Source organism: Deltaproteobacteria bacterium (assembly GCA_016931625.1).
Lineage (GTDB): Bacteria > Myxococcota > XYA12-FULL-58-9 > XYA12-FULL-58-9 > JAFGEK01 > JAFGEK01.
Genome location: JAFGEK010000220.1, coordinates 1 through 25652 on the forward strand (window position 1 = coordinate 1; position 25652 = coordinate 25652).

Below are 25652 nucleotides of genomic sequence, written 5' to 3' on the forward strand. Positions count from 1 at the left end.
ACAAACTTAAAGAGCCGGATGCGTAAATTGCGCACGTAAAGGTTCTGTAAGGAGCAGTGGTTGGAAACAACCACTGTTTACTTGATGAAAAAATTATGCCTGGTTTTTATTTTTGCTTTGGCTGCCTGTTCAAACAATAGCAAAGAAGAATCACCATCAACTTCTACAAATGCAAAAGCTAGCGTGCAAACCCCCACAAATATTCCGCCGCCTGCAGATGTTGCCGCACCGCCTGCTGATGCTGAGCGTACTGATTCAGGGCTTGCCTCAAAAGTATTAACTCCTGGTACTGGTGATGAAAAACCAACTGCTGCCGACACTGTAGTTGTTCACTATACCGGCTGGACCACTGATGGCCGTATGTTTGATAGCTCAATTATTCGCGGTCAGCCTGCACGTTTTCCCTTGCGCGGTGTTATCCCGGGTTGGACTGAAGGCTTGCAATTAATGAAGGTTGGCGAAAAACGGCGCTTTTGGATACCACCAAAGCTCGCCTATGGTGAAACGCCATCGCGCCCCGGGGCACCCGCAGGCATGCTGGTGTTTGATGTTGAGTTACAAAAAATCATTGCCACACCCAAGCCCCTACCAGCTCCTCCTAATGTAAACGCCCCACCCCGTGATGCAAAAGCCACACCCTCCGGGCTTAAGTATCGTATTTTACAAAAAGGCCATGATCCCCGCCACCCAAAAGCTACCGATGTAGTTGAAGTACATTATACTGGTTGGACCACTGACGGGCGCATGTTTGATAGTTCTGTAGTACGCGGCAAATCAGCAATTTTTCCACTTGATCGTGTGATCCCGGGCTGGACCGAGGGTCTACAATTAATGACCGTTGGCGAAAAATGCCGCTTTTGGATACCAGCTAAACTGGCGTACGGGGAAAAACCAGCACGCCCAGGCGCACCTGCTGGTATGTTAGTATTTGATGTTGAATTGATTAATATCCGCTGATCTGTAAATAGCTGACGCTTTTAAAAACTTTTTTATTTTTCTTTAAAATGCGAAGGAAAATTATCAGCAAACTCTTTGCCTTTATGCAAAGTCTTTGCTCGCGCAATCAATGTCTCTTCACTTTCAACATTATTAGGGTCAGACACACAACAATCAACCGGACAAACTGCGGCACACTGAGTTTCATTAAAATGCCCTACACATTCAGTGCATTTACTTGCATCAATGACATAAATATCTGCACCCTCACTAATTGCCTCATTGGGACATTCGGGTTCACAAGCTCCGCAATTAATACACTCGTCGGTAATCATTATGGCCATAGTTGTCTTTCTCCCAAACTAGGGGTTGTCCCTAGTAATTACCTAGTAATTTATGAATAAGTGAAATAACCGTGCGCGTCATCCTACTGCGAACATTAGTGAAGAGCTAGCAAATAGCTCTTGCTTACACCCATAAAGCTATGCACAACTTAGAACAGTTTCCACTTGAAGTGATCTAATGCAGAGAGGACTATGAAGCGCGTATATCGTTGCCCCCATTGTCGTGCCATTCTTAATCCGTGTATTAAATTAATTTTAAAAGCCCAGTTGCGTGATCATTTAGGACTTTTTGTATTTAGCCCCCAACCGGGCAATTATGAAGTAGCGATCCCCGATGACTTTCCGGTGCGTAAAGGGGACATGGTTAATTTTTTCTGTCCTGTTTGTTCAGCAGACCTTACTTCAGCTCATGATCAAGCCTTTGCTGAAATAAACGTAACCACCGGCAGTCATATGGCGGCGGTGGTTTTTTCAAAAACCTTTGGACGTTACGCTACCTATTTTATTACGCGCCAAGACGTAAAATCATACGGTAAGCATGCTTCACCGGCCACCATAAACTTTTGGGGTGAAGGACCTGAGCGACAATAAGGTAGCACTTAAAAATAGTATCTCCGATCAAATGCTCTTGCTTGACAGTACAGCGCAGCATACCATACTCGCCATCATTGATTATTTTTGCTCGCAAAGCCGTCAAACTCTCTAAGAGAGGGCTCTCATGTTTGCTCGACTAGTTGCGTTATTCGTGTTTTTAGCAGTTACACCAGTATTAGCAGCTAATACTGGTGGCAAATTGTCTAAGGTAGAAGGTCAAGTCTTCGTTCGCCCACCTTCAGGCGATGAAACTCAGGGTCAAGCAGGCGTTGCTTTAATTGCTGGTACACGAATTCGCACTGGCAAAAACAGTAGCGCCGAGGTCGTTTTTGCTGATGGCTCACTGTTAAAACTACGCAGTAATTCTTCAATTCTTTTATCAGGTAATAAGCGGCAAAAACAAAAAAGCTCTATCTTACTGTTTTTTGGACATATTTGGAGCAAAGTCAGTCCATCACCAGGTCATACCAGCTATGAAGTTTCTACTCCTAATGCGGTCTGTGGTGTGCGTGGTACTGAATTTGCAACGCAAGTTGGTGATGATGGGTCACTGCGCATGCAAGTAACCGAAGGTAAAGTTGCTGTTGATGGTGATAGTGATGGTAGTGAGCAAGTAGCACAAAAAGGGCAACAAGTTGAAGCTAATGAGCAAGGCATCAATGCCCCTAATGAGAGTTCAAATCAGCCAAGCTACGAAAAATGGCAAGGGCAAAAACGTGAGCGTTTACGTAAAAATGGCAAAAATATCGTGCAGTCCATGAAGGGGCGTATTCTAAGCCGCAAAGAAAAATTAGAAAAATTCCGTGCTGAGCAACAAAAAATTGAACAAGCACGCAAAGAAGCTATGGCTCGCGCTAAAGAGGGCGACAAGGCGGCAATTGATGAAATTAGGCAATTAAACCAAAAACTTGCAGATCTCGCAGATGAAATAGCCGATATTGGTGATGAAGCTAATGCTGGTTTTGGTGCAGTTGATCATTTTGCAGACCTGGCAAATGATCCTCGTTTTAAACTAGTAGGTAAAAAATACATAAAAATGGAAGCAGCCAGCCTACGCCGAATTAAAGCAAATCTCGATAAAATGGTGGCTGAAGGTACTGATATGTCTATGGAAGCCATGGATAAAATGCTTGATGATATGAGTAAAGGTAAGGGGACTTTACGTGAGAAAAAAGGCTCAGCAGCTGATGATCTATTTGGCCCAGACGGCGAAATGGATATGCATTAGCAAATTGCTGGCTTTTACCTAACTTCTCCTGGTATATCAGAGATTCAAAGATTCAGGAGCGGCCTGTCGATTATGAGCTCATTCGGGCATACCAACGACGGTATAGGGGTAACCTCATCGGGGGCAAAGCATACTTTGCTTATAACCCTTATAATTGTAGGCGCACCACTAGGTGTCGCTTTAATTCTCACTAAAATTTGGTTTTCGGTTTTTATCGGGGCCAACGCCCCACCAGAAGTTTTACACATTGCCGAACAACTAGATTCTTGGTTTTTCTGGACCTTCTTTTTTGCAAGTATCGCCGCAGTAGCACTCTTACATTGGCGAAATAGGGGTATCTCTGAAAGCAGCCTAGGATTAACTGCTATCATTGCCCATCTACGTCGTGGCCGTTTGCAAGAAGCGATTACTGTTGGCATACAAAACGGAGTTCTACCTCCTGAAATAGAAAATGCCTTAACAAGTATCACTCCTAGCCAAGATAAAATTAAACGCCTTGTTAACGAGCCGCGGCGCTCATTAGAAGCAATGTCAATGTCGTTAACGCCACTTTCTGAGGGGCTTAGTCAGCAGTCGGCATCAGTGCAAGAAATTAGTCGATCACTAACCGAACGACTAGTATTTCACAAAGAGCTTTCTGAAAACCTTGATGGTTTATCACACTCGGCTGAAGAATCATCTTCTTCTGTGCTACAAATGGTAGCAATCAACAATGAAGTACGAGAAAATATTCATAATCTATCAATGTCAGTACAAGAAACTACTACTGCCATTGAAGAAATGACCTTTTCATCAAAAGAAGTTGCTAAAAATATCGAAGAGCTCTCCACTGCCGCTGAAGAAACTGCAGCATCCATGAATCAAATGGATGTATCGATTTCACAAGTAGAAACAAATGCAACTGAAACTTCAAAACTTTCAGAGACGGTTACCAAAGATGCCGAAACTGGAGTGGCAGCAATCAATCGTACTATCGAAGGTATAGACAAAATTAAAGAGTCAAGCCGGGTTGCTGCTGATGTCATTAGTTCTCTTGGCCAGAAAATCAGTAAAATTGGCAATATATTAAATGTTATTGATGATGTTGCCGAACAAACCAATTTGCTTGCGCTTAATGCTGCAATTATTGCAGCACAAGCTGGTGAGCACGGGCGTGGCTTTGCAGTAGTCGCTGATGAAATTAAAGCTCTTGCTGAACGTACTGGTGCATCAACCAAAGAAATTGCTGAACTAATTAAAGGCGTTCAAGATGAATCAAAGAATGCCGTCTCGGTGATGTCTAAAGGTGTTGATGACGTTGAAGAAGGTGTACGTCTTGGTCATGATGCCGAAAGTGCTCTTCGTAAAATCGTTGATTCTGCTAAGCGTTCAACCTTGATGATTCAAGCGATTGCACAAGCAACTGTTGAACAGGCGAAAGGCTCAAAGCAAGTTACTAACGCTATCGGACATATTGCCGCTACCGTTCAACAAATTGCTTTTGCTACTGCCGAACAGGCCAAGGGTTCTGAACAAATTATGCAGAGCGCTGAGCGTATGAAAATTATTACTCAACAAGTTGAACGTTCAGCCGACGAACAAAATCGCGGCGGACGACAAGTTACTGAGGCTATTGAAAATATTCGTGAGAAAGTCGAGCGCATTACTATAGCAGCTCGCGAACAAACTCAAGACAATGAACGCGTTGCGACAGCATCGACACAGTTATTTAATGCTAGTGAACGAGCGCTTGAATCTAGTCACCAAATCGAAAAATTACTTGGTCAAACCTCTTCCCATCTTGATGATTTGGTAAGCACAGTTAGTAACTAGTGCAACTCTCTCTGCGATGTTCGGTATTGGTTTCACTGAAATTTTAGTTATCGTTTTAGCGGCTCTATTAATTTTTGGCCCCGAAAAACTACCTGAGCTTGCCAAATATCTCGGTAGAGGTATGCGTGAATTACGCCGGGTAAATAACGATCTACACAATAGCTTTCAGGAAGCAATGTATGCAGAAGAATCTAAAGCTGCAAAAGAATCTCCATACTTAAATAATGACGATAGTAATCAGCCAAAAGAAAAACAGTTACCCGCCCCTATTGATTCTAATTCTAAGCAATCATCGAGTGAAGTCCTTAATAAAAATAATAATATCGACAGCAATAATGCTCAAAAAGGCCAAGGTTCTAATTAATGTCAGTTGGCGATCGCTTCACAATTAGAGAAAATGCTAGTGACGGTCGCATGACCTTTTTTGAACATTTAGGTGAACTTCGCCGTCGTTTGCTCTATTGTATAGCTTTGCTATTTATAGTTGCGGTGGTAAGCCTCTCATTTGCTCCTGAAATGTTTGAGTGGCTACGTGGTCCTTTGTTGTATTTGCCACATCAAAAACTAATTGTCCTTTCACCAATTGAACTTTATATTACTTATTTAAAACTTGGCGTTTTAGCAGCAATTTTTATAAGTTCACCATTTCTACTATTACAGCTATGGTTATTCGTAGCCCCTGGACTTTACCCGCAAGAAAAACGTTGGCTTGGTCCATTTGTAATTATTGGTAGTCTCTTTTTTGTCGCTGGTGGGGCTTTTGCTTATTATATTGTGTTGCCTTTGGGATTTAAATTTGTGGTTTCACAAATGCCTGAAACTATTTCAGCACAATATTCAGTAGCAATATATTTTAAGTTAGTGATTCAACTCATCCTAGCTTTTGGGATTGTCTTTGAATTACCCCTTATCATGTGGATTTTATCTGCCGCGGGGATTGTTACACCGAAGTTTTTTTCACGCATGCGACGCTATTGGCTTATTGCTTCTTTAATAATAGGAGCCTTGCTTACACCCCCAGACCCTTTTACTCAAATTCTCATGGCCGTACCGCTTATAGCTTTTTATGAAATTGGTGTATTTGGGGCAAAAATTATGCATCGACGGCGTAACCATCAGCGTGAAAGCAACACACAAACTACAGCTACCTCCAACATTAATAATGGGGGATAATGTTAATGTCACTTTGGACCCTACCGCTGTTAGCAATAGTGCTAACTCAGCCCATTGCTGATGAAAATTTTCGCTCGCCCAGTAATGAAACGAAAAATGATATACGAAGCAACAACATTGATTGTAGTAAAAAAGCAAAAGATGAAACCGTAAAAATTGCCAGCAATAGTTACTTATGGCAAAGAGAAATAATACTACCTGATACTATTAAAAATATAATCGAAATTGAACTTACTCCTGTTGATATTTATCGTGCAGGCGATGATTTAGCTAATATACGTATTATCGCTGATGAAAGCATACATATTCCGTTTGCCATTGAATATAATAAAAGTAAACAATGGCACTATTTTGAAATCTCACCAAGACCATCTACTAGTCGAACTCATACTTTCAACCGGCTACGAATTTATGATTCTCGCTTACATGATTCGCAAATTGACTTTTTATTAAATGAAATTGAACTAGAATTTTCTGAACCCTCTCTTTCACTTGATTTTATGATTACAACGCCACTGCCAAAATATCACGGCGATAAACTTTTACGTATCGGTAAAATTGAGTATAAAAGTAACGATAACCACTCTGTGCATATAGATTTCCCTAAAACGCTAGCTTCCAAATTGCTCATTGATCTCAGACACCATGTAAAATTAATAAATCCGCAGCGTGCCAAAGCTCGATTATTACAGCCTAAATTATTTTTTAAATACGATAATCGTTGTAAAAACTACCAGTTAGTTTTTGATACATCAAATTCTATTCCTATCTGTAAACCACTTGATTCGACTATAATAATTGAGTCTACACCACAAAAAATAACCCAAGCCCTACTAGGTTCAGCAAAACGCAATACCAAATACAATTCTCAAACACAAACCACCGATGATTATGCAGCCATTTTATTGGTTTTAAAAATTACCTTGATTTTTGCTTTTATGGCTTTAGGATTTATGCTTTTTCGTTTATGGCGGCGCGTAGAAATAATAAACAAGCGTCGAAAATTAAAGTGACATACGCTATCCGTTTACAAGATGTCTCTCGTCGCTTAGGTGAGTTTTGGGCTTTAGCGCACATTAATCTTGAAATTAAAACTGGAACTACTCTCTTGCTCACCGGGGATAACGGTGCTGGTAAAACCACTTTACTAAAAGTGATTGCAACTTTGCTAAAACCTAATTTTGGTAACCTAGAACTTTTTGGCACTAAGGTTGATCATAATTTACAGCAATTTCGTCATCGTATAGAGCTAATAAGTCACGCTTCATTTTTATACGAAGCACATACTGGACGAGAGAGTTTATCATTTATCGCCAATATACGTGGTCAGTTTGATAATAAACAAATCGATGAACTACTTAAACAAGTTAGTTTAATTAAATATGCTGATCGCTTAATTATGACCTACTCAGCAGGTATGCGACGTCGTTTATTGATCGCTAGACTTTTACTTAAACAACCCGAAATTGCACTACTTGATGAACCATGGAGTCAACTTGATAGTAATGCTATAGAGCTAATGGATATCACTATTAAAAAACTATTACAGACTAATACCACAGTTGTGTTAGCTACCCATGATATAGAGCATGCCAAAAATCTATGTCAGCAAAGAGTAACCATGGCACACGGTAAAATTATTGAGCAAACAAAATGAGATTATTGGTATCATGGCGTCATCTTTTTTTAATTGCTCGCAAAGACATAGTGCTTGAGTGGCGCAGCCGTGCTCGTATTAGTGCTACAGTTTTCTTCGCAATCATTACCCTGTTACTATTTTCTTTTGCTATCGGCCCTAATTTAAATTCCCTTAGCCAAAATGCGCCCGGTTTTTTTTGGTTAGCGATTTTTCTATCTAGCGTATTATCTCTAGGCGAATCAATGAGAATCGAAAATGAAAATAGCGCTATTAATTGTTTACGATTACTGCCTGTTTCTGCAGCCACGATTTTTTTAGCTAAAAGTTTAGTTAACACTTGTTTTTTATTTATTCTTAGTTTGGTTTTGCTTCCGTTTATGATCATTCTCTATGATGTCAAAGTAACCTTTACAATCTTGCCGCTATTTGGTGTGCTGGCGCTAGGTACTGCTGCGATAAGTGCACCTGGTACGCTATTTTCTTGGCTAGCAATAAAAGCTCGTGCAAAGGATATATTACTACCTTTATTATTATTTCCAATTGTTATCCCAAATCTTCTGGCTACAGTGAAAGCCACTTCGCTCATTTTTAATAACGATCCAACAGACCAAATATATACATGGTTACTATTGTTGTTTTGCTTCAATTTAATTTATTGGTTTGTCTGCGGGTTACTTTTTGAACACGTCATTGAGGAGTAGGGCATGCAAATATTCTGGCGAGTAGCCCTACCAATACTATCTATAGTCTTACTTGCATTTGGTAGTTATCTTGCACTTTTTGTAGTACCACGCGAAGTTTTTATGGGTGATGTTTATCGCATAGTTTTTGTTCATGTGCCGACGGCATGGATGGCAATGTTGGCTTTTACAATTAATTTTTTCGCTAGCATCTATTACCTATTAAAATCTAATGCCGGCGCTGACGCGTTAGCTGAGGCCAGCGCTGCAGTAGGTGTTTTTTTCGCAACCTTACTTTTAATTACTGGTTCGATTTGGGGACGACCAACTTGGGGGGTCTGGTGGACTTGGGATCCACGACTTACCACCGCTGCGGTTATGTGGATGGCATTTGGTGGCTATCTGACATTGCGCAAAATTGTTATCGATACCCACCAACGAGCCATCTGGTCTGCGGTTGTCGCAATAATTATTTTTGTTGATATACCCCTCGTATGGTTTTCAGTAAAATGGTGGAACAGTTTACATCAAGTACAATCATCAGCAAGTGACCTCTTTGTTGGCATGCGTTTAACGCTTGCCGTCAATGCTGTAGCATTTTTATGCATCATGGTTTGGTTAATTTATATGCGCTATATTTTAGCCAGACGGACGCATATAAGGTTTTTATTACCACCAGTTGATGATATAGATAAGGACCTAAAATAATGACCGGCGAAATAATCGGCGGATGGAATTATATTTGGGCTGCTTATGCTATAGTATGGCTAGGCCTGATAGCTTATAGTTTTTCATTGATTTGGCGTAGCCGTAAATAAGAAGTGATTAAAAATTTATGTTAAACAAGAAAAATAAAAAACTATTTCTGCTATTATTCTTTGCCTCAATTACAATTGCGCTAGGTATATTTTTATTTAAGCGTATTGAAAAAAATATAATTTATTATTGGACTCCCGAAGAATTAATCGCCCAAGGCGAAGCCGCGTATAACAAAGATATTCGCTTAGGCGGGATTGTCTGTAATGACTCGTTTGATTTTAGTGAAGATAATAAACTTCTATATTTTTTTGTAGGTATGAATTCAAAATGCGACAGTGCAAAAATTAAAATTTTAACCCAAAATCCCCCCCCACAAATGCTGCGTGAGGGTACTGGAGTAGTCATTGAGGGGCGTAATTTGGGTAAACTTTTTACAGCTGAACGTTTAATGGTTAAACATTCTAGCAATTATCATCCAAAAACTGATGAACCTGCCCATATTATAACAAAGTAATAGTTATCTAATTAATCCAATTAATTGTTGTTATTAACTCTATGGTGAAGCAAAATACTAGCACTTCATACAAAAACTGGTACAAGTTGACATTTAGGCAAATGGCTGTAGAAATTCATACCCATATGCGAGGAAGGTGATTAATGCACCGCTATGGATTTATTGCACATTTATTTGCGGCAACTGTTACAATTGCTGTTTTTTTAAGTTCTACTGCTAACGCTGGTTATCCTTATGACATCTCACTTGTGGGTTTAGGTCGACCAGACGTTGATCCATATGCCCAGGGTCGTTTTCGTGCGCTTTGTAATGAACTTGCCATAGCTCTGGCGCCTAGGCCACTACAGCCGGCTGAAACTCTTGGCGTAAGCGGTTTTGAGTTTTCGCTTTCTAATTCTCTTACCAGTGTCTCAAATAAATCTGATTATTGGCGAGCAATGTATGGCCCGGTTATCAATGCCCCTATGCGTGATCGAACCATTCTTGAACAATTATGGACACCAACCCTACATATTCGCAAAGGCTTACCGTTCTCGACTGAATTCGGTGTTCAAGCAAGCTATTTAGCTTTCACTGAGCTTTATATGCTCGGAGCTGAATTTAAAGCTGCGCTGCACGAATCATATATTCCACAGCTACCTGCCCTTGCCGCTCGTGTAGCTGGGGCTCGGCTTTTAGGCGCAAGTCAAATCAGCATGTTTTCTTTAGAGGCTGACCTTATGGCTTCTTATGCATTTTCAGTTGGTGGTATGAGTGAAATAACGCCATATATTGGCTACGGGCAGCTACGGGTTAATGCTGAAAGTTCAAAAATTGATGCTACTCCTTACAGTGTCAGTGATCCTAATGATCAACAAGGCGGTAGTAATGGTTCGCTTTATTCTTTTGAACAAGTCCGTTGGCAAAAAAATTGGACTACTCGCTACTTTGGCGGCTTACGTATCAATGCTTCTACAATTGAAGTACTCTATGAATTCAGTTTTTCAACGATGACATTTAGAAAATACGACAAACAAATAATTAGCAACTCAATTAAAATTGGTTTCGATGTTTAAGGGAGTTAAAATTTTAATGCCCCATTTTGCTGACTTCATACTGATAATTTATGTGACTATAATGCTGTTTGCCGCTAGTCGTTTGCCAAAATTAGCAGATAAAATTGGTATTTATTTACGCAAGCGTCTTCTTGGCAAACTAAATAATAGTACGCCAATAAAGAACGCTAATAGTTCTTCTTCGACAGATAAAAGTAGTTAACTATTCTATAAAAATTTTACGGAAAATACATTGCGCTACCAACAAATAGTCTATCACCAGCCCAAACGCCTTTGGTTTGTGGATTTATAGGTTGATATTGCTTAGCTATAAAATGACTGCAAAAATCCTGATCTTCAGCTTTGGGGAGCGTTACGTTGGTGAGATTACTTGCAATCCTTTGAAGTAATCTCGGTAGAAACCTCTATCGCGAGCGAGTAGGCGACCAGCTGAAAGCAAGGCATGAGCGCCGATAATAAAATCCGGAATAACTCGGGCGTAAGCAGTAGCGCGGCGGCTAAGATAAGTTTGCATCATCTTTCCTGCTAGCATAGCGCTCGCACGTGTTGATGGCACAAATTGTATTTCTAAATCATTAAGAAACGCATCCATTTCACTATCACTTAGCACCGGGCGAACTTCCGCAATGACACATTCACAGACAATTAGGGCACTTGATTGTGAAGCTAAGCGTAATGAATTCTCTGCCTGGTCAGCAAAATTTGTATCACCCACTAAAATATCTAGTAAAATACTAGAGTCAACGGCGGTGCGCATCCGCCCCTCGTACTTGATCAAGATAATTATCAACATCAGCACTAGAAGGAAGTTGCCCACGACCTCGCCATTTGCGTACCTTTTGCGCTGCAATAGTTTTAACACCAATTAGCTTGCCGTGCTCAGCGTAGAACTCGATTTGCGAACCTGGAACCAGACCGAGTTGATCTCGCACACTTTTCGGAATGGTAACCTGCCCTTTAATTGAAATCACAAATGACATACTTATATTGTAATACTCTTTACTTGAAAAGTAAAGAGCAAAGTATATTTGTTATAAATGCAGGCTTTTTTATTGCTCGCAGTATGAGTTATATGTAACTCGTTATTAATATGCAATTACCATATTGGAGATTACCTTGAATATATATCTAACTGGCGGTATCGGATTTATCGGCAGCTATGTAGTAAAACTACTTTCTGATTGTGGTTATGCGATTACGGTACTCGCAAAAAATCCGTTTAAAATACCTGAATTAGCAAAATTACCTGGGGTATGCATAATTCATGCCGATATGCATAATCTTGCGTCGCTTACGCGTGAAATTGTTAAACCAGATGTGCTCATTCATATAGCATTGTGCTGGGGTGACAACGGCCCTGAGATGATCAAAAACGAAACCCTAGCCTCAGTACAATTAATTGAATTGGCGGTAAGCAAAGGTGCTAAACATTTTATTTATACTTCATCTACTGCAGCAGCCGGTTATTCGTTGCGCCTAACTGACGAAAATTCTCGACTTGAACCAGAAGATTTTTTTGGCGCCAGCAAAGGTGCTGTTGAGCTTTTTATTAAAGCTTACGCGCGCAAATATACTGAGTGCCGTTTTAATATAATCAGACCGGGATACACTTTTGGTAATCCAATTATCCCAGGCGCTTCTATTGAAAAAGATAATCGTTTTAAGGATATTTGCACCAAGGCAAAACTAAACCTACCAATAGATTTAATTAAAAATGACGGTACACAATTTATTTGGGCTTACGATCTCGCCCGCATCTATCAGTGTGTGGTATGGATAATGGAAGGCGGTCTGGAACGTTGGCTTACGCTCGACTATCCGACGGTGCCAATTGATGGGCAGTGACTATTAGTAATGGGATAAATCTTCTCCATATCAATTTTTTTATTTATTGGAGTGCGATATAGACAGGAACTTGCTTGAATGAAGGTTTTAGTTGTTGGTACCGGCGTTATTGGAACAATCTACGGCTGGGCACTCAGCGGGGCGGGAACGAAAGCATGAAAAACGGTATACCGCTCATGCCGATAATGCGCCGGTAGAGGATATTGCGATTGGCTTCAAAAAATTTCTCAAGACTGCGAGAGAACTGGATTTTGAGATGCCAAATTTCAAAAACTTAGAGGTATACTTAGACGATTAATTCGGTCGGCAATACCGTTTTCCCCTTTCTCCACAATTTAGTATTACAATATTCTAACAAAAATATTAGATAGATAATATGAAATAATCGGAGCTAATAGCACTAGCCGCGCCAACTTTATCGTCCGTCCGTCGAACCTAAGCCTTCAGTTATCTTAATTTAATATAATGCTAATCATTGCCATAAAAAAAATAAGCAACTAATCAACCATTAACACCGTTTCAAGCCAATCAACACCACCGCGATTATCACGAAGCACTGCCCAGATATGAATAAGACCAGAAGTAGAAGGAGTAGTTAAATTATTGCTGGTCCATGTTTCGCTAGCATTGCTATCACGCCCAGTACGATCATGGGCCCACTGACCAGCGTTACTAAACCAAGATACACGCATTGCTTCACGTGTTTGGTTTATCTTTTGTGTAGTCAAATTATAAACCGGAAAAGTTTCAACCGCTTCTTGTGGCCACGATACTCCCAAAGTTATATTCGCATGGCGCGGCACATGTAGCAAATTATCTGGTACTACTCCATCAATTACTCGTGTTGTCTCGCTTTGCTCTTTGCCATCAATTTTAGCCCATACGCTAGACAACTCCGGTGCATTATTTGGTTGATATTGTTCTTTGTATTGCAGTGCCACATCTATTGCGGCATTGCCAGGATTGCAACTGATCCGTTCAAAACCAAACGCCACCATATCACCGTCGCTAGTTGGTATAGTCACTCGTACGGGTTGGTAATAGCCACCAGTAACATCGGGATCACGTGGACGCCCCGGAGGTTCATCAGCAGATTGCGGTGGTACATCTGGGCCAAAAAGCTGACAAGCATCATATGGAATCTCTGCGGTTATATTCGATGTCGCTTCGGCAAGCAAAGAAACGCCATCAGTAAGACAAGCTTCGCTGATCGGACCTGGCTCGCTTGGGGGTTTTGCAGTTTTACAAAGAGCCCAATCAGCAGCTACCTCAAGCATACTGCCATCAGGAGTCGCAACTAGTACTTCATAAGATACAAGACTAAGTGGCGCCGCTTCTGCTGGTATACCACGTACTGCTAAAATTGCCGGCTCTTGTATGAGAGATGCTGGTTCTCCTAATTCAGGTTTGCATGCAGAAAATATTATAAGCAGCAATGCCGTAATAAACACCCGCATTTTTAAAACTCCAATTTGCCACCAAGAATCGCCAAGGTTGGTAATCCGGTGATAGTTTCGCGATGGCTGAAATCATAGTTATAAATAATTTCTTCTTGGTTTTTACGATTGGTAAAATTTTCAACTTCGAGAAATATACTAAATTTGATTACGCTAAATAAACGCGAGTATTCGATTCGAGCATCAGCCGCAAAAAACGGTTGCATACGTATGCTGTTATAAGCACCAAGCTTTGGCTGATAGTAGTCAGTACGAGCATCAAACCAAGCACCTATTACCGGTGTACGTGGATAGCCGGTTGTGTATCGTAGTCTACTGCCGATTACAAAACCATTACCAAAGTCATAGCTTGCGAGTAATGCGACTACATGCGTTTGATCATAATCAAACAATCTCCAATCGCTCTGTGGATGATCTTGACGTTCGCTGCGTATCAATGAATAAGATAGCCATCCAAAAAAACCTCGAACCAATTGTTGTCGCAATAATACTTGACCACCATAACTGCGACCACGCCCATCTTGCACCAAAGAGCGCGCTAATGGTGGCGTAGCTAAAGCTGAGCGCGAAACAAGATCTTTAGCTAATTTTGCAAAGGTTACGGTCTCTACACTCAATGTACCTGTAAGCTTATAAGCGGCACCAAAGGTCGCATGGTAAGCTTTGGTTAATCCGAGGGTCGGATTACCAAATACCGCTGAAAGCTCTTGGGGATCGGGTGGTTGATGATAAACGCCGCCACCAGCGGTAAGCGTTAATTTGCCAAATCGCATAGAGGCCGAAATGCGTGGATCAAAAGCTAGCTCAATGCGGGTATAGCCTAAAGTTGGCGATTCCCCGATTTTCGGGGTTAAACGTGAGCCATCTATAAGCACGGGTTCAAAACGTAAACTTGGTGTTAGTGTTAAATCGCCAAACGATATTTCACCTGCCGTGAAAAGACCGCCTGAAACAAAATTTACTTTCCATTTATCGGCAGCAATTTCATCACCCGGCATAAGACCAAAAATTGTGGGATCACCTTCACGCGCTGGTAAGGTCAATGATCCTTGTCTCGCCAGTGCATGACTAGAACCAGAAACATCAGAACCAGCTATTAGTGTAATATTTGCATTCACTCGTTGTCGTAACGTAAAACGTAATCCATAGCGCCATGCATTATTGCGAATATGTACCGGTATCGCACCAAAAGTGAGTCGTTGATCACTACGGTCTATACCTATTGATGGCGTAACCATAATACTTGAGCCATCAGTAAATAAACGTGAGTAACGTAAAATAAGTCTACTAAAAAAGGTATCGTTATCCTCACGACGAATTTCTGCTGGATCTTCTGAATATACTGTGCGACGCAAACTGTCATTGGCGCCTAGTATAAGCACTTGCAAGTTTTCATCTTTTCGCAAGCGCACATTAAACATTGCTTGCCAATCATTATAATGTGGAATCGGTACAAAATCGCCGACATCTTTCGATGTTACTGCACTCAGAGTTTTATCAAGGTAAGAGTAACGGCCTGCCAGCGCTATACGAAGATTCTTTGATGGTGCAGCCGTAATTAAAGCAGCGGTGTCAATAACGTCGGTAGCGATATATCCGTGAAAGCCTTTTGGTGGTAAATCACTAGTCTCGACGCGTACCAACCCACCGGTACCGCGACCATACTCCGCACCAAAAGCGCCTGGTATAAGATCAATTGATTTAACCAGATCGCTATTAACTACCGAACGCATACCACCAACGTGATATAAGCTAGGTATCTCAACGCCATCAATATTAACCCGGGTTTCAGCAGGCGCCGACCCCCAAACCACAAGCTGTCCCGAGCCGAATGATGATCGACCTACACCTGGTAAGTTTTGTACTACCTTTAGGGTATCGCCTTGAGTACCTGGCACCTGGCGCGCCTCTGCGGTTTGAATGCTGGTCTCAACTGATTCTTTTTTAATACGGGCTGCACGCACCACAACTTCTTCATCAATGCCCGCTTCTTTTTCTTCAACATGATAGGTAACTGACTTCTTTTTATCTTTAGCTATTTCTTCTTCGGTTCTTACGGTAACCAGAGATTCTGCCGAAAGTTCGATAGCATGCTTACCAATGGGAACATCAATAAATGCAAAAGCACCTTCTGCGTCAGTAATGGCTTTGATATTAAGATCAACAATTCGTACTTTCACTCCAGGTATTGGCTGCTTTTTAAAACGTTCACGCACAACGCCTGCAAAATTAATTTGTGGGCCCTTTGATACCATCTCTTCTTTAATGACAAACTCATAACGATAAGTAATTTTCACTGGGACTGCTTGATCACCAACTAAAGCTGGTGCGAAACGAAATTGGCGTGCAGCATTAATTGCAGCTTCATCAAAATTTTTGCCTGCCGAGGTGATTACTTCGACATCCTCTACCTCACCACTTGTTGTAATAGCGATTGCAAGAACGACTTGAGCCTGTTGGTGAGCAGCTTTTTCTGCTGGTGGATACGTTGCCTCAACAAACTTTAAAAGCTTTGGGGGAGTGACTTCTGTTTCGTTTGTAATATCCGTATTTTCTTGGGCCATAATATTGCTGCTCATTAGAGCTAGCAACAATGCCATACTATAATGCTTCATGCTCCTTCTAATCTCCAAGCTCGAACTTACGGGCTATGGTATACACGCCGCCATCAACCGGACGCCCACAAGCCTTTGATGGTGTGAAGCGCCACTGTTTAACCGACGCGATCGCCGCAGCATCAAGAGCCGGTTCTACAGAAGAAAGAACTTCGACTCGGCTAACGCTACCATTGGCAGCTACAAAAATACGCAATACTAGGCGTCCTTCAATTCCTTCAGCGCGAGCCGAAGCGAGATATTGAATTTCAACTTTATAAATCGGTTCTGGTTTTGAAGGAGTCTCATCGCAAGGAGTTGTACTATCATCACTTTCTCGTCCACGATTACGAGGGGATTTTGTTGTCTTAGATAATGAACGTGGTGGTGTAATCGCCTTTGGTATTGCTACCGACATTGCGCCTGGTGCAACATTGTCATTAGACATTTCGAATGAAGCTAAGGCAGAAGCCGCACGCGCTAAAGATGAAGGTGAAGCCGCCGGTGGTGTGGCAAGCTTTGTCGGCTCTGGCTGCAGTGGTTTAGGTTTAGGAGGTTGCGTCTTCTTAGGCTTGGGTGTCTCCATTTTTGGTTTTGGTTTTGGTTTTGAGTCGCTTAGCACAACTACAGATGTTGCTCGCTGTAATGTGCCAGTTTTAGCAAATGCTAAAAGGCCACCGGCAACAACGCCATGGATCATAATTGAAATAACGACACCGCGGCTAAACACAAGAACCTCACTCGCCTGTGGGCATTACATTGATCGCAAATTTGCTGACGCCATTAAGCTTGGCGATATCAAGCAAATGCACAACGCGGCCATGTGGCACATCAGCATCTGCCGAAACTACTAAACTCATCTCATTGTCGTTCTGCACAGCTTCTTTTAAACGACGAGCTAATTCATCGTCATCGAGTTTTTCGTCGTTGTAGCGCAATGAACCATCTTTCATAATCGAAACCGTAGTTGGCTTTTGTGCAGCACCATCGGTGGACTTACTATGTGGTAGGGTTACTTTAAGTGTCTGAGCGACAATGTATGTCGATGACACCATAAGAATGACCAGTAACACCAAGACAACGTCAACCAAAGGTGTAACATTAATGCCCGTGATCGCTCTGCGACGTGAAGATGAAAGGGTACCAGCCATAACTTATCCTCCAACAACCATACGGGCTTTGCGTTTATCGAGGCTGTGTTCGTTTTCGCTATTATGATTTTTCTGACTCTCTAGAGTGGCTACAGCAACAGCCGCAAGTGATTGCGTATTTTCTTCAACAATGCTGCCCTTCTTTTCAAAAATATTGTAAGCAACTACCGCTGGAATAGCTACGAGAATACCAATTGCGGTAGCGATAAGCGCTTCAGCGATAGCGGCCATAACATTGCCCATAGCGCCAGCTGAAGTTGTATTAGCTAAACCACGAAACGCGGTTACAATTCCTAATACGGTACCAAATAAACCAATAAATGGAGCATTATTTCCAATGGTCCCTAAAAATAGCAGCCCACTTTCATACTCCTTGCGCTTTTGGCGTATGTTTTTATCAACAATTTGAGTAAAAGCCGCTGGGCCCTCATTGTACCAATCAAGGGACTCTTTAATAATAGATGCTTCAAGGCTACGACTTTTAGCAAGATGGTCTTGTGCTGCAACAGCGTCACCATTACATAAACTAGGAGTTACTGCAGCTTCAAGGTTTTTATAATCACAGCGACGACGCAAAAAATACCACCAGCGCTCGACAATGACGCCGATGGATATAACGGACAATGCAATTAGGGCATATAGCACAACCGAAGTTGTGATCTGTGCTATAACAAACAGTTTTTCGATTAACATTTATTCCTCTCCTTGTTCATTGTTCTCAGATATATTTAATGTAAGTGCAAGCTGCCCTGCTCCGGCTTGATGTTCAAAGCGGGTATCGAATTCGGTTGCTATACCACTAGCTCGTGCGATCACCTCACCGTCTAAAATAGCTTCTACATGCCAGGGTGCAGAGGCCTGCCCACAAAGCGAGTAGGTATCAACTCGCACCAAATATTGGCCATTTGCTGGCCAATCGCGCCAAATTACATTTTCTTGGTGTCGGCCATCACTGATGCACTGTGCATTTGAATCGAAATCAAGTATGCCATATCCCAATACAATATCATCAGCTGCTTGGGTTTCACCAAGCGCTGGCGGCATGTAGGCGTTAATATTTTTTGACCATATCTCAACACCGTTTGGCTGTTCTACATGCAGGTCAAGATCCGCACTATTATCCCATGATAGTGATAAGACCATTGCCCCTGTTACTGCTAAAGATACTGCTTTAAAATTTAAGGCTGATGGTGGCCCAAAACGTCCCAAACTATCAACAGCACGTACTATTACTGGTACTGTGCCAGTCGGTAACGACGGCGAAAAGGACATATTCATATCGTATGTAAGTTTTTTTGTATAAATATCAGGAGCACCGACAGGTACTACCCAGTATCCTATATCTTTATCGATAGCAATGGATATTGCAGTAGCACTTTCGTCTACCTGACCTGTAAGTTTGCGCGATGGCTGACCTGGGTAGATAACCAAATTGTGAGTTTCTACACTTATTACTGTAGGGCCATCAGTAGATGACGGTCTCTCTCCAATAAAAAACTGCGCGCCACTTACACGTAAATTGGCATAAAGACCTGGAGCCGCAGTCTCACCTTCGCCACAACTTGACAGCAACAACATTACAGCAAATATATAATAAACATGGCGTAACATCAAAACGTAACCTCCGCTCGCGCCATAAATAGATTGTCGGCTATTGAGGCCGGGCGTCCCTGCGTATTTCGACCTTTGTTATTTTTATTAATGTCGTATTCAACCAGCAGACGATAACGATCAATTCTTAAATTTGCAGCTATAGCCAATGTTGAATAAGTGGCATTTTTTGGCACCACTTTATCGCTACGAATATCTTGCGCGTCACGATCTGGATTATATTCATCATAACGTGCGCCGAGTGATAAACCATAGGGCAGTTCTTGCACCAACGCCACACTAAAACCAAGTTGGCGCAAATCACGCGAAGCGCTAATCGGATCAGAGATAATCAGACCACGATCGAGATTGGTCGATATAAAAGCTTCAGCGCTTAGTGTAGCTTTGCCTAGCATTGGTACTGGCAAGGTAAAACGTGTATCGGCGCCAAATGCTTTGCGTTTAAAACTCAGCGAAGCTTGCGGAGATTGCCCAGGGATATTTATTAATTCGCCAGTATCAATAACACCATTCTCATTATAATCACGCCAAGTAAAAGTATCTTTAGTACCTGAGCTACCTTTGTGAAATCCTTTACCTTGTAGCAAAGAAACACCTGCAATAATGCTATAATCGCCGCTTTTACTTTCTGCGCCGATACGGCCAACAAAATCTTTGGCAGAATTAGGATCACGACCAGGAAAAACGCTTTCACCGATGGGTTCGCCGTTTTGTACAGCGACAGCCCAACGCAGAAAAGCATAACTACCACTTAAGCGTGCACCAACATCACTCTCGCCAGGAAAAAGCGCGCGCACTATGGTACTACGCTCTGCAAAAAAACGCTCTTTGTCGCTTTGCGCTATCTCATACCCGAATGGTATTTTGAATAGACCAGCCGTTAAAGCTACTAACGGCATCGTTTGTATTTTCGCTGGCAACCGCACAGTGGCCTCGGCACGCACAAGTCGCGTGGTAACCCCTTTAATGGTATTACCATCAAGTTCAACAATACACTGAGAATACGGGCGTTCTATACCTAACATTAAACGTGCACGCCGTACCACAAAACGATTTTCGTTAAGTGGTTCATTAGTGCTTTGGTTTAATTGATCAGCAGAACTTTGTCGTTGGGTATAATCTGCTTGAATAAAACCACCAGCAATTACTCCAGCGCTAGCTGCGGCAGACATTATGCCAAAATTGTCTTTCTGCTTAGCTTCGCTTGGTTGCCGGTCACTAGAAACACTCTCTGAATGATCAAATTTGTCATTATCGACAACAGTGTTTGTGGCAGTATCTGGCGTCAAAGCTTTGCTCGCTTCTTGGGCAGTTTTATCGGCTGTTGCTGATTGATTTGTTGTTACAGTTTTAGGTCCTGTTGCAGATTGAGCTTTTGTTTCTACCTGTGCATCTGCTGCTGTAGCTGCTGTTTCTTTTTTGGTATTATCGGTATTGCTTGACGCCGGCGTTAACGACGCCGATGCGGGAGCATTCACCGGCGCCGTGACTAGTGTTGTCACTGCAGAGTCTACAGACGTGTCTGTTGATGATTGGGCATTTTGTATACTATCATCAGCAGGTACCGATTGTGCAGCAGCAATACTTGCAACAGTGGCAACTACTACTGCTGCAAGTAGCATAAAAACATACCGGTTGCTTAAACGATTTACCGGCCGCCATTTACAAACATAAAATTGCACGATTTTAAAATCTTTCTTAATTAATTATTTAAGGTAATGAATCAGGTGGGGTTGGCAAAGTGCCGTCAGCGTTCTTATGTTTAACCGTTGGATTATAATCAATAGCAATAACTGATGTTGCTGTACATGCAGTAATCAATTCAAGATTAGTAGAAGGTGTGCCTTCAAAACATGTACTAATGTTATTGTTGTTGTTATTATTGTTATTATCGGTATCATCTTTTTTATCATCACCACAGTTAACCATGAGTAGCGCTAACACTAACATGCCAGCAAGAGATAGTTTTTTCATTGTTGTTTCTCCTTAGTATAATTTACGTACGATTAATTGGCTTCACAGTAACCACGACGACAAATGCCGCCACCTGAGCAAGCGGTACCATCAGCGCCTGAGCAAGTTGCACAGCTAGTTGAACCGCCAGCATTCTTTTCAAAATAGCAGGCACAGGGTTCGTCAGGAGTATAAGGTGAAATAGGGCCTACCTCAGCAGAGCGTTGCACTGTCATAGCACAACTTGGGACAACGCCAGAAGTAATAGCGGTATCAAGAATATTGGCGCCTTCTAAAGACTGCTCGCCACTTACTACATCAATAAATAACTTAGCTTTTTCATTAGTCGGCTGACCATTGCTACCTACTTGTGCAAGTAAATGTAGCGGTCCCCAAATCTGGTAATGCCCATCACGTACGTTCTTCTTATCTGTCGCTGTAGGAGTTGAGTCAGCATAAAAAGCAAATAGCTGATTTTTTCCTTTAAAAGCTAAAGAATTTAACTTGTCACGTGCTAAATCGTAAACTTCTGCGCCAAGAATACCTATGGCGTTAGGCGAAGTACTGCTACCTACACTATCACGTACTCCACTAGAACCACCTGCATCGAAAGGACCATTATTATCGGTACCAGTTAGCCATTTGCTTGCCGGGAGATCTGAAGCATAAGATACCATTTGTTGGGTGCCTGACTTGTCATTGCGATGGTAAATCAGATTATTATCTGTAAAGCTTTCGACTTCTGCAGCAGCGCCATAGCCAAACAACATATGCACTTGTTCCCAGGTAATCGCTTGTTGGGTGCTCGCCTCAGGAACAACGATGAGCATGGCTTGAATAGGGCCGAAAAAATCGCCAACTGTAGATGGCGGATCGGCATTTAAACAAGTTTTAGCATAAACATCAGAAACACCAATATCAACCGCAACCCCACCGTCTGTAGCAACGGTGCAGGTATTTGTTGGTTTTGCATCATCATCATAAACAGTCAGAGTGCCTGTAAGTTTTACCCCAGAAACTATAGCATTAACACCATCGCACGAGCCCTTCTTGGAATAAACCAAAGTATAGCCTTGATCTTTCATAGGCTTAGTAAGGTTTCCAATAAAATTGCCGATCGCTGATGAACCAGACACATAAATCGGGTTTGGCTGATCTTCACAATTACCAAGATCAGTGGCTAAAACTGGCGATGCGGCGCAAAAACCAGCAGCTAGCACTATAAATGCACTTAATTTCATGTTTCCTCCAAATAAAAGTTGATTTGCTTTATTGGAGGACTATTTAGGCAGAGCTCTGTAACAGTTTTAACACAACCAAGTGACAATTGATAAAATTTACACTTCGACGTTCTTTTCAAGATCGTATAAGCTAACCAGGTGTATTGATTAGATATAAAGTTTTGTAAATTGGCTTTAAAAATCATAGAAATAACCTTTTTACGACACCGTTTTACTGTTCTTGTTCTATTTTTTTTAATAATTTTGTTCTATCTGCTCACGAAAGCGATATCCCACCCCCCTAAGCGTCTCAATATATTCTTGAACCACACCAAGTTTATGTCGCACTCGCATAATGTGCGTATCTACCGTCCTTGTGGTAACTTCAGCATTAATTCCCCAAACATCGGTTAATAGAGTTTCTCTAGATTGTACCCGACCGCGACGTTCAATTAATTTCCAGAGTAATTTAAATTCAAGGGTAGTAAATATTGTTTCTTGTTCATCAATCCACACCCGGTGACCCTGAACATCAACACGCAACCGTCCTAAGGTTATTCTTGGTCCATTAACTATTGAAAATTGTTTACGACGCAATAGCACTCTAAGACGCAAAATTAGTTCACGAATACTATAGGGCTTGGTCACATAATCGTCAGCGCCAAGTTCAAATCCTACTACCCGATCTATCTCTTCACCTTTGGCAGTCGCCATAACGATTGGTATATACTTAGTATTTTCAAGACTTCGTAAACGCCGACAAACCTCAGTGCCGGCAATATCAGGCAACATAATGTCTAAAAGAATAAGATCAGGTACAGGTTCTTGGGTGGCAATTTCAATGCCTTGGGCGCCTGTTAAAGCAGTACGCGGATGAAAACCTTCGTGCTGCAAGCTATACTCTAAAGTACGAACAAGATCTTGTTCATCTTCAATAATTAAAATTGATGGTCCTACCATAGCGCTTATATTTATAAATTATGACTATGGCAATCATGTCACATGCATGTAACATTTTAGTATCGTTTATTATAATGTTATAAACGGTGTCAGCACCCTGACACTTGATAGGCAACAAGATCTAATCGAAAGTATCATATATCAATGTCTGAAACCCGTTATCCGCGAATCTAAAAGGTAGCTAGTATACGGTTTAGTTGCTCCGTTAAATAGCAAGGCAAAGATAAAAGTTGATAACGAGCGTGTTTACCCGTTGGCGTTGATGTATTTACGTGCGTTATACTTGGTGGAGTTGAGTTAAGTCGAATCGCCATTGGCAAATCATGGTCGCTCATGAATTGATGAAGGCTTTTAAGAGTACCCGTGCTTCCAGCTTTTATTTCAATAGGCATAACTGCAGCATTGTGGCTAATAATATAATCGACTTCAGCTTCAGAGCCTCGATACTGACGTTGCCAAAAATATAATGAAGGTTCTTGATTAGAAGGAAATAGTAACCGCAATAGCTGACCTGCTGCTTGTTCAGCGATAGCGCCTGCATTAATAAGTGTAAGATCAGATATATTTTCAATACCAATAAGAGTTAATCCGAGTGCCGTTGTAGCCAACCCAACATCAAGATAAATAAGTTTGAACGCGCGCATATTAGCACCAGCACTTAGCGGTAAACCCTGGGCAATTGACGCAACTACCCGGTGACAAATGCGAGCTAAGCATAGTAAATCAACTGACTTTCGGATAGCTTCTATCCGCTCAAAAGGATCAACGCGGCGATAAGTAAATTTGCAACCTAGTTGATGTGGTATCGAGTCGAGAGTCGCTGTGAGTCGGTGATGGTGAACACGATTGGCATATTTTGCGAAATCATCGCGAATTGTAGCTAGCAAGTCACGGTGAATACTCTCGCAATGCACTATTGAGCGTTCTTGGCGGTAGGTTTCGACAGCAGCAGGCATACCTCCAACAAGTAACCATTCGCGAAATAACTTAAGAGCTTTAGCGTGTAAGCCAATGGGCATAGCGCTACCTGAAAGAATTGTATCTTTGGTAACATTTTCACGCAGCCAACGAACTATTTGCTGTTCATCAAGAGCAATACAAAATTCTTCAAAGCCCATGGGTTCTAGGTGATGATAAGTAACCCGGCCAACCGGCATTGAAAATTGATGATCAGCAAGGGTAAAGTCGAGTAAAGATCCAGCGGCAATTATCGGCAGTGATGCAATCTCTTCAGCAAACCATCGCAGTTTAGCCAGCAAGCTTGGAGCTGCCTGTATTTCATCAAGAAACAGAAGAGTTGATCCGTCAGTCTTAATAGGACGTCTTAATATAGCTTCTAATCGTTGTAGAGTAAGACGTGGATCATTATCAGTGAAACATGAACTAAGTACTGGATCACGTTCAAGATTGGCTTCAACAACATGAGTAAAATGCTTTATTCCCCAATCTTTAATAAGAAACGATTTGCCGACTTGACGAGCTCCACGCACAATAAGCGGCTTTCGTGCAGGATCGCTGAGCCATGAATCAAGAAATCCACTAGATATCCGGAACATAATACAATATAATAGTAATTTGATACGGTTAATACAACATAAAAGCTTCTTAGCTACACTCAGAATGAGTGTGAGCCTGTTACGTTCTGCGCAATAACTTATTTAGAAGTTACCGTATTTTTGGAACTTCTAAATAAATTCTGGCGAAACTTAGATTGTCATTTCGAAAGAAACTTTTTTCTCGCTTGTTTTATTTTTTGCTAACTCTTGATATATCGCCCATATTACTGCTCTTTTTTTAAGTGTCTCATCAGCCTTCCAACTTATATATTTAATATCTTTCTTTACCATATCAAAAACAACTTCTTCGTTAGTCTTTTGCTCTACTGTAAAATCGTCACCCAAATCATATCTATAAAATGGCACGCGCATACAATCAAACGACTTTACTATTGTCGCTTTTTTAGGCTGGTCCATGGCTTTATTACCGGCTAGGCCGGCTTCTGGAGAATATTTTTCTTCCCAATGTTGTTTATCAAGCGTAACCGCCACTTGAACTTCTTGACGACCTTTGTCAGTATCTTCTCTTTTTCTATATTCTTTGATTAATTGTTTTTTTGCTTCAGGCGTA

At 41.5% G+C, this 25652-nt stretch carries 29 protein-coding genes; 14 read left to right on the top strand and 15 right to left on the bottom strand.

What is annotated here, in order from left to right; all coding sequences use genetic code 11:
- The first annotated feature begins 84 nt into the window (after positions 1–84).
- On the top strand, positions 85–957 hold the full coding sequence (locus JW841_18290) for an FKBP-type peptidyl-prolyl cis-trans isomerase (GenBank protein ID MBN1962886.1): 873 nt from the start codon (positions 85–87) through the stop codon (positions 955–957).
- Positions 958–989: 32 nt separating this feature from the next.
- Here the strand turns inward: JW841_18290 and JW841_18295 are convergent, their stop codons facing one another.
- Positions 990–1280 carry a YfhL family 4Fe-4S dicluster ferredoxin gene (locus JW841_18295; protein MBN1962887.1) on the bottom strand — a complete coding sequence of 97 codons (291 nt, stop codon included), beginning with the start codon at positions 1278–1280 and terminating at the stop codon, positions 990–992.
- 192 nt (positions 1281–1472) lie between these two features.
- Between JW841_18295 and JW841_18300 the strand changes: the two genes are divergently transcribed.
- From JW841_18300 to JW841_18355, 12 genes are all read left to right on the top strand, one after another.
- Positions 1473–1871, top strand: a complete 399-nt coding sequence (locus JW841_18300; GenBank protein ID MBN1962888.1) for a hypothetical protein — start codon at positions 1473–1475, stop codon at positions 1869–1871.
- A gap of 127 nt (positions 1872–1998) precedes the next feature.
- A complete protein-coding gene (locus JW841_18305) occupies positions 1999–3102 on the top strand; it encodes a FecR domain-containing protein (protein MBN1962889.1) in 1104 nt (367 codons plus the stop codon).
- Between the two features lie 72 nt (positions 3103–3174).
- Positions 3175–4914, top strand: a complete 1740-nt coding sequence (locus tag JW841_18310) for a methyl-accepting chemotaxis protein (protein ID MBN1962890.1) — start codon at positions 3175–3177, stop codon at positions 4912–4914.
- A 16-nt stretch (positions 4915–4930) separates the two neighbouring features.
- Complete coding sequence (locus JW841_18315; GenBank protein ID MBN1962891.1) at positions 4931–5278, top strand: twin-arginine translocase TatA/TatE family subunit; 348 nt, start codon at positions 4931–4933, stop codon at positions 5276–5278.
- On the top strand, positions 5278–6087 hold the full coding sequence (tatC, locus tag JW841_18320; protein MBN1962892.1) for a twin-arginine translocase subunit TatC: 810 nt from the start codon (positions 5278–5280) through the stop codon (positions 6085–6087). Before JW841_18315 ends, tatC begins: the two co-directional genes overlap by 1 nt.
- Positions 6088–6092: 5 nt before the next feature.
- Positions 6093–7100: a hypothetical protein gene (locus tag JW841_18325; GenBank protein ID MBN1962893.1), complete on the top strand. Its 1008-nt coding sequence runs from the start codon at positions 6093–6095 to the stop codon at positions 7098–7100.
- Complete coding sequence (locus JW841_18330; GenBank protein MBN1962894.1) at positions 7055–7744, top strand: ABC transporter ATP-binding protein; 690 nt, start codon at positions 7055–7057, stop codon at positions 7742–7744. Before JW841_18325 ends, JW841_18330 begins: the two co-directional genes overlap by 46 nt.
- Entirely contained in the window at positions 7741–8427 is a 687-nt protein-coding gene (locus JW841_18335) for a heme exporter protein CcmB (protein MBN1962895.1), read from the top strand. Before JW841_18330 ends, JW841_18335 begins: the two co-directional genes overlap by 4 nt.
- Positions 8428–8430: 3 nt before the next feature.
- Positions 8431–9114 (top strand): cytochrome c biogenesis protein CcsA, encoded by a 684-nt coding sequence (ccsA, locus tag JW841_18340; protein MBN1962896.1) that lies wholly within the window; start codon positions 8431–8433, stop codon positions 9112–9114.
- A 127-nt stretch (positions 9115–9241) separates the two neighbouring features.
- Complete coding sequence (locus tag JW841_18345; GenBank protein ID MBN1962897.1) at positions 9242–9679, top strand: cytochrome c maturation protein CcmE; 438 nt, start codon at positions 9242–9244, stop codon at positions 9677–9679.
- Between the two features lie 143 nt (positions 9680–9822).
- A complete protein-coding gene (locus JW841_18350) occupies positions 9823–10734 on the top strand; it encodes a hypothetical protein (protein ID MBN1962898.1) in 912 nt (303 codons plus the stop codon).
- 52 nt (positions 10735–10786) lie between these two features.
- Complete coding sequence (locus JW841_18355) at positions 10787–10936, top strand: hypothetical protein (GenBank protein MBN1962899.1); 150 nt, start codon at positions 10787–10789, stop codon at positions 10934–10936.
- Between the two features lie 150 nt (positions 10937–11086).
- Here JW841_18355 and JW841_18360 read toward each other — a convergent pair whose 3' ends face one another.
- The gene (locus tag JW841_18360; GenBank protein ID MBN1962900.1) at positions 11087–11491 is read right to left on the bottom strand and encodes a type II toxin-antitoxin system VapC family toxin; all 405 of its coding nucleotides are present in this window, start codon (positions 11489–11491) and stop codon (positions 11087–11089) included.
- On the bottom strand, positions 11475–11714 hold the full coding sequence (locus JW841_18365; GenBank protein MBN1962901.1) for an AbrB/MazE/SpoVT family DNA-binding domain-containing protein: 240 nt from the start codon (positions 11712–11714) through the stop codon (positions 11475–11477). Before JW841_18365 ends, JW841_18360 begins: the two co-directional genes overlap by 17 nt.
- A 136-nt stretch (positions 11715–11850) precedes the next feature.
- Between JW841_18365 and JW841_18370 the strand changes: the two genes are divergently transcribed.
- On the top strand, positions 11851–12579 hold the full coding sequence (locus tag JW841_18370; protein MBN1962902.1) for an NAD(P)-dependent oxidoreductase: 729 nt from the start codon (positions 11851–11853) through the stop codon (positions 12577–12579).
- A gap of 497 nt (positions 12580–13076) precedes the next feature.
- Here JW841_18370 and JW841_18375 read toward each other — a convergent pair whose 3' ends face one another.
- From JW841_18375 to JW841_18430, 12 genes are all read right to left on the bottom strand, one after another.
- Complete coding sequence (locus JW841_18375; protein ID MBN1962903.1) at positions 13077–14036, bottom strand: hypothetical protein; 960 nt, start codon at positions 14034–14036, stop codon at positions 13077–13079.
- Positions 14037–14038: 2 nt separating this feature from the next.
- Complete coding sequence (locus JW841_18380) at positions 14039–16651, bottom strand: TonB family protein (protein MBN1962904.1); 2613 nt, start codon at positions 16649–16651, stop codon at positions 14039–14041.
- Between the two features lie 7 nt (positions 16652–16658).
- On the bottom strand, positions 16659–17360 hold the full coding sequence (locus JW841_18385; protein ID MBN1962905.1) for an energy transducer TonB: 702 nt from the start codon (positions 17358–17360) through the stop codon (positions 16659–16661).
- 7 nt (positions 17361–17367) lie between these two features.
- A complete protein-coding gene (locus JW841_18390; GenBank protein MBN1962906.1) occupies positions 17368–17781 on the bottom strand; it encodes a biopolymer transporter ExbD in 414 nt (137 codons plus the stop codon).
- 3 nt (positions 17782–17784) lie between these two features.
- Positions 17785–18474, bottom strand: a complete 690-nt coding sequence (locus JW841_18395; protein MBN1962907.1) for a MotA/TolQ/ExbB proton channel family protein — start codon at positions 18472–18474, stop codon at positions 17785–17787.
- Complete coding sequence (locus tag JW841_18400; GenBank protein MBN1962908.1) at positions 18475–19392, bottom strand: hypothetical protein; 918 nt, start codon at positions 19390–19392, stop codon at positions 18475–18477. It abuts the gene before it with no gap.
- The gene (locus JW841_18405) at positions 19392–21014 is read right to left on the bottom strand and encodes a hypothetical protein (GenBank protein MBN1962909.1); all 1623 of its coding nucleotides are present in this window, start codon (positions 21012–21014) and stop codon (positions 19392–19394) included. The genes JW841_18400 and JW841_18405 overlap by 1 nt, the downstream gene beginning before the upstream one ends.
- Positions 21015–21102: 88 nt before the next feature.
- Positions 21103–21366: a hypothetical protein gene (locus JW841_18410; GenBank protein MBN1962910.1), complete on the bottom strand. Its 264-nt coding sequence runs from the start codon at positions 21364–21366 to the stop codon at positions 21103–21105.
- A gap of 32 nt (positions 21367–21398) precedes the next feature.
- Positions 21399–22586, bottom strand: coding sequence for a hypothetical protein (locus tag JW841_18415; GenBank protein MBN1962911.1), 1188 nt, complete (start codon positions 22584–22586; stop codon positions 21399–21401).
- A 234-nt stretch (positions 22587–22820) separates the two neighbouring features.
- Positions 22821–23525, bottom strand: coding sequence for a response regulator transcription factor (locus tag JW841_18420; protein ID MBN1962912.1), 705 nt, complete (start codon positions 23523–23525; stop codon positions 22821–22823).
- Positions 23526–23695: 170 nt separating this feature from the next.
- Positions 23696–25081, bottom strand: a complete 1386-nt coding sequence (locus tag JW841_18425) for an ATP-binding protein (protein ID MBN1962913.1) — start codon at positions 25079–25081, stop codon at positions 23696–23698.
- Positions 25082–25231: 150 nt separating this feature from the next.
- Positions 25232–25652: hypothetical protein (locus JW841_18430; GenBank protein MBN1962914.1), on the bottom strand; the 421-nt coding region annotated here is incomplete at its 5' end.

Excerpts from the sequence above, each read along its gene's own strand:
- JW841_18315 (MBN1962891.1), top strand. The coding sequence starts at position 4,931 with ATGTTCGGTATTGGTTTCACTGAAATTTTAGTTATCGTTTTAGCGGCT.
- JW841_18335 (MBN1962895.1), top strand. The coding sequence starts at position 7,741 with ATGAGATTATTGGTATCATGGCGTCATCTTTTTTTAATTGCTCGCAAA.
- JW841_18290 (MBN1962886.1), top strand. The coding sequence starts at position 85 with ATGAAAAAATTATGCCTGGTTTTTATTTTTGCTTTGGCTGCCTGTTCA.
- JW841_18295 (MBN1962887.1), bottom strand. The coding sequence starts at position 1,280 with ATGGCCATAATGATTACCGACGAGTGTATTAATTGCGGAGCTTGTGAA.
- JW841_18425 (MBN1962913.1), bottom strand. The coding sequence starts at position 25,081 with ATGTTCCGGATATCTAGTGGATTTCTTGATTCATGGCTCAGCGATCCT.
- tatC (MBN1962892.1), top strand. The coding sequence starts at position 5,278 with ATGTCAGTTGGCGATCGCTTCACAATTAGAGAAAATGCTAGTGACGGT.
- JW841_18380 (MBN1962904.1), bottom strand. The coding sequence starts at position 16,651 with ATGAAGCATTATAGTATGGCATTGTTGCTAGCTCTAATGAGCAGCAAT.
- JW841_18400 (MBN1962908.1), bottom strand. The coding sequence starts at position 19,392 with ATGTTACGCCATGTTTATTATATATTTGCTGTAATGTTGTTGCTGTCA.
- JW841_18325 (MBN1962893.1), top strand. The coding sequence starts at position 6,093 with ATGTCACTTTGGACCCTACCGCTGTTAGCAATAGTGCTAACTCAGCCC.
- JW841_18305 (MBN1962889.1), top strand. The coding sequence starts at position 1,999 with ATGTTTGCTCGACTAGTTGCGTTATTCGTGTTTTTAGCAGTTACACCA.
- JW841_18415 (MBN1962911.1), bottom strand. The coding sequence starts at position 22,586 with ATGAAATTAAGTGCATTTATAGTGCTAGCTGCTGGTTTTTGCGCCGCA.
- JW841_18300 (MBN1962888.1), top strand. The coding sequence starts at position 1,473 with ATGAAGCGCGTATATCGTTGCCCCCATTGTCGTGCCATTCTTAATCCG.
- JW841_18360 (MBN1962900.1), bottom strand. The coding sequence starts at position 11,491 with ATGCGCACCGCCGTTGACTCTAGTATTTTACTAGATATTTTAGTGGGT.
- ccsA (MBN1962896.1), top strand. The coding sequence starts at position 8,431 with ATGCAAATATTCTGGCGAGTAGCCCTACCAATACTATCTATAGTCTTA.
- JW841_18375 (MBN1962903.1), bottom strand. The coding sequence starts at position 14,036 with ATGCGGGTGTTTATTACGGCATTGCTGCTTATAATATTTTCTGCATGC.
- JW841_18350 (MBN1962898.1), top strand. The coding sequence starts at position 9,823 with ATGCACCGCTATGGATTTATTGCACATTTATTTGCGGCAACTGTTACA.
- JW841_18345 (MBN1962897.1), top strand. The coding sequence starts at position 9,242 with ATGTTAAACAAGAAAAATAAAAAACTATTTCTGCTATTATTCTTTGCC.
- JW841_18390 (MBN1962906.1), bottom strand. The coding sequence starts at position 17,781 with ATGGCTGGTACCCTTTCATCTTCACGTCGCAGAGCGATCACGGGCATT.
- JW841_18310 (MBN1962890.1), top strand. The coding sequence starts at position 3,175 with ATGAGCTCATTCGGGCATACCAACGACGGTATAGGGGTAACCTCATCG.
- JW841_18330 (MBN1962894.1), top strand. The coding sequence starts at position 7,055 with ATGGCGGCGCGTAGAAATAATAAACAAGCGTCGAAAATTAAAGTGACA.
- JW841_18405 (MBN1962909.1), bottom strand. The coding sequence starts at position 21,014 with ATGCTACTTGCAGCAGTAGTAGTTGCCACTGTTGCAAGTATTGCTGCT.
- JW841_18365 (MBN1962901.1), bottom strand. The coding sequence starts at position 11,714 with ATGTCATTTGTGATTTCAATTAAAGGGCAGGTTACCATTCCGAAAAGT.
- JW841_18420 (MBN1962912.1), bottom strand. The coding sequence starts at position 23,525 with ATGGTAGGACCATCAATTTTAATTATTGAAGATGAACAAGATCTTGTT.
- JW841_18410 (MBN1962910.1), bottom strand. The coding sequence starts at position 21,366 with ATGAAAAAACTATCTCTTGCTGGCATGTTAGTGTTAGCGCTACTCATG.
- JW841_18395 (MBN1962907.1), bottom strand. The coding sequence starts at position 18,474 with ATGTTAATCGAAAAACTGTTTGTTATAGCACAGATCACAACTTCGGTT.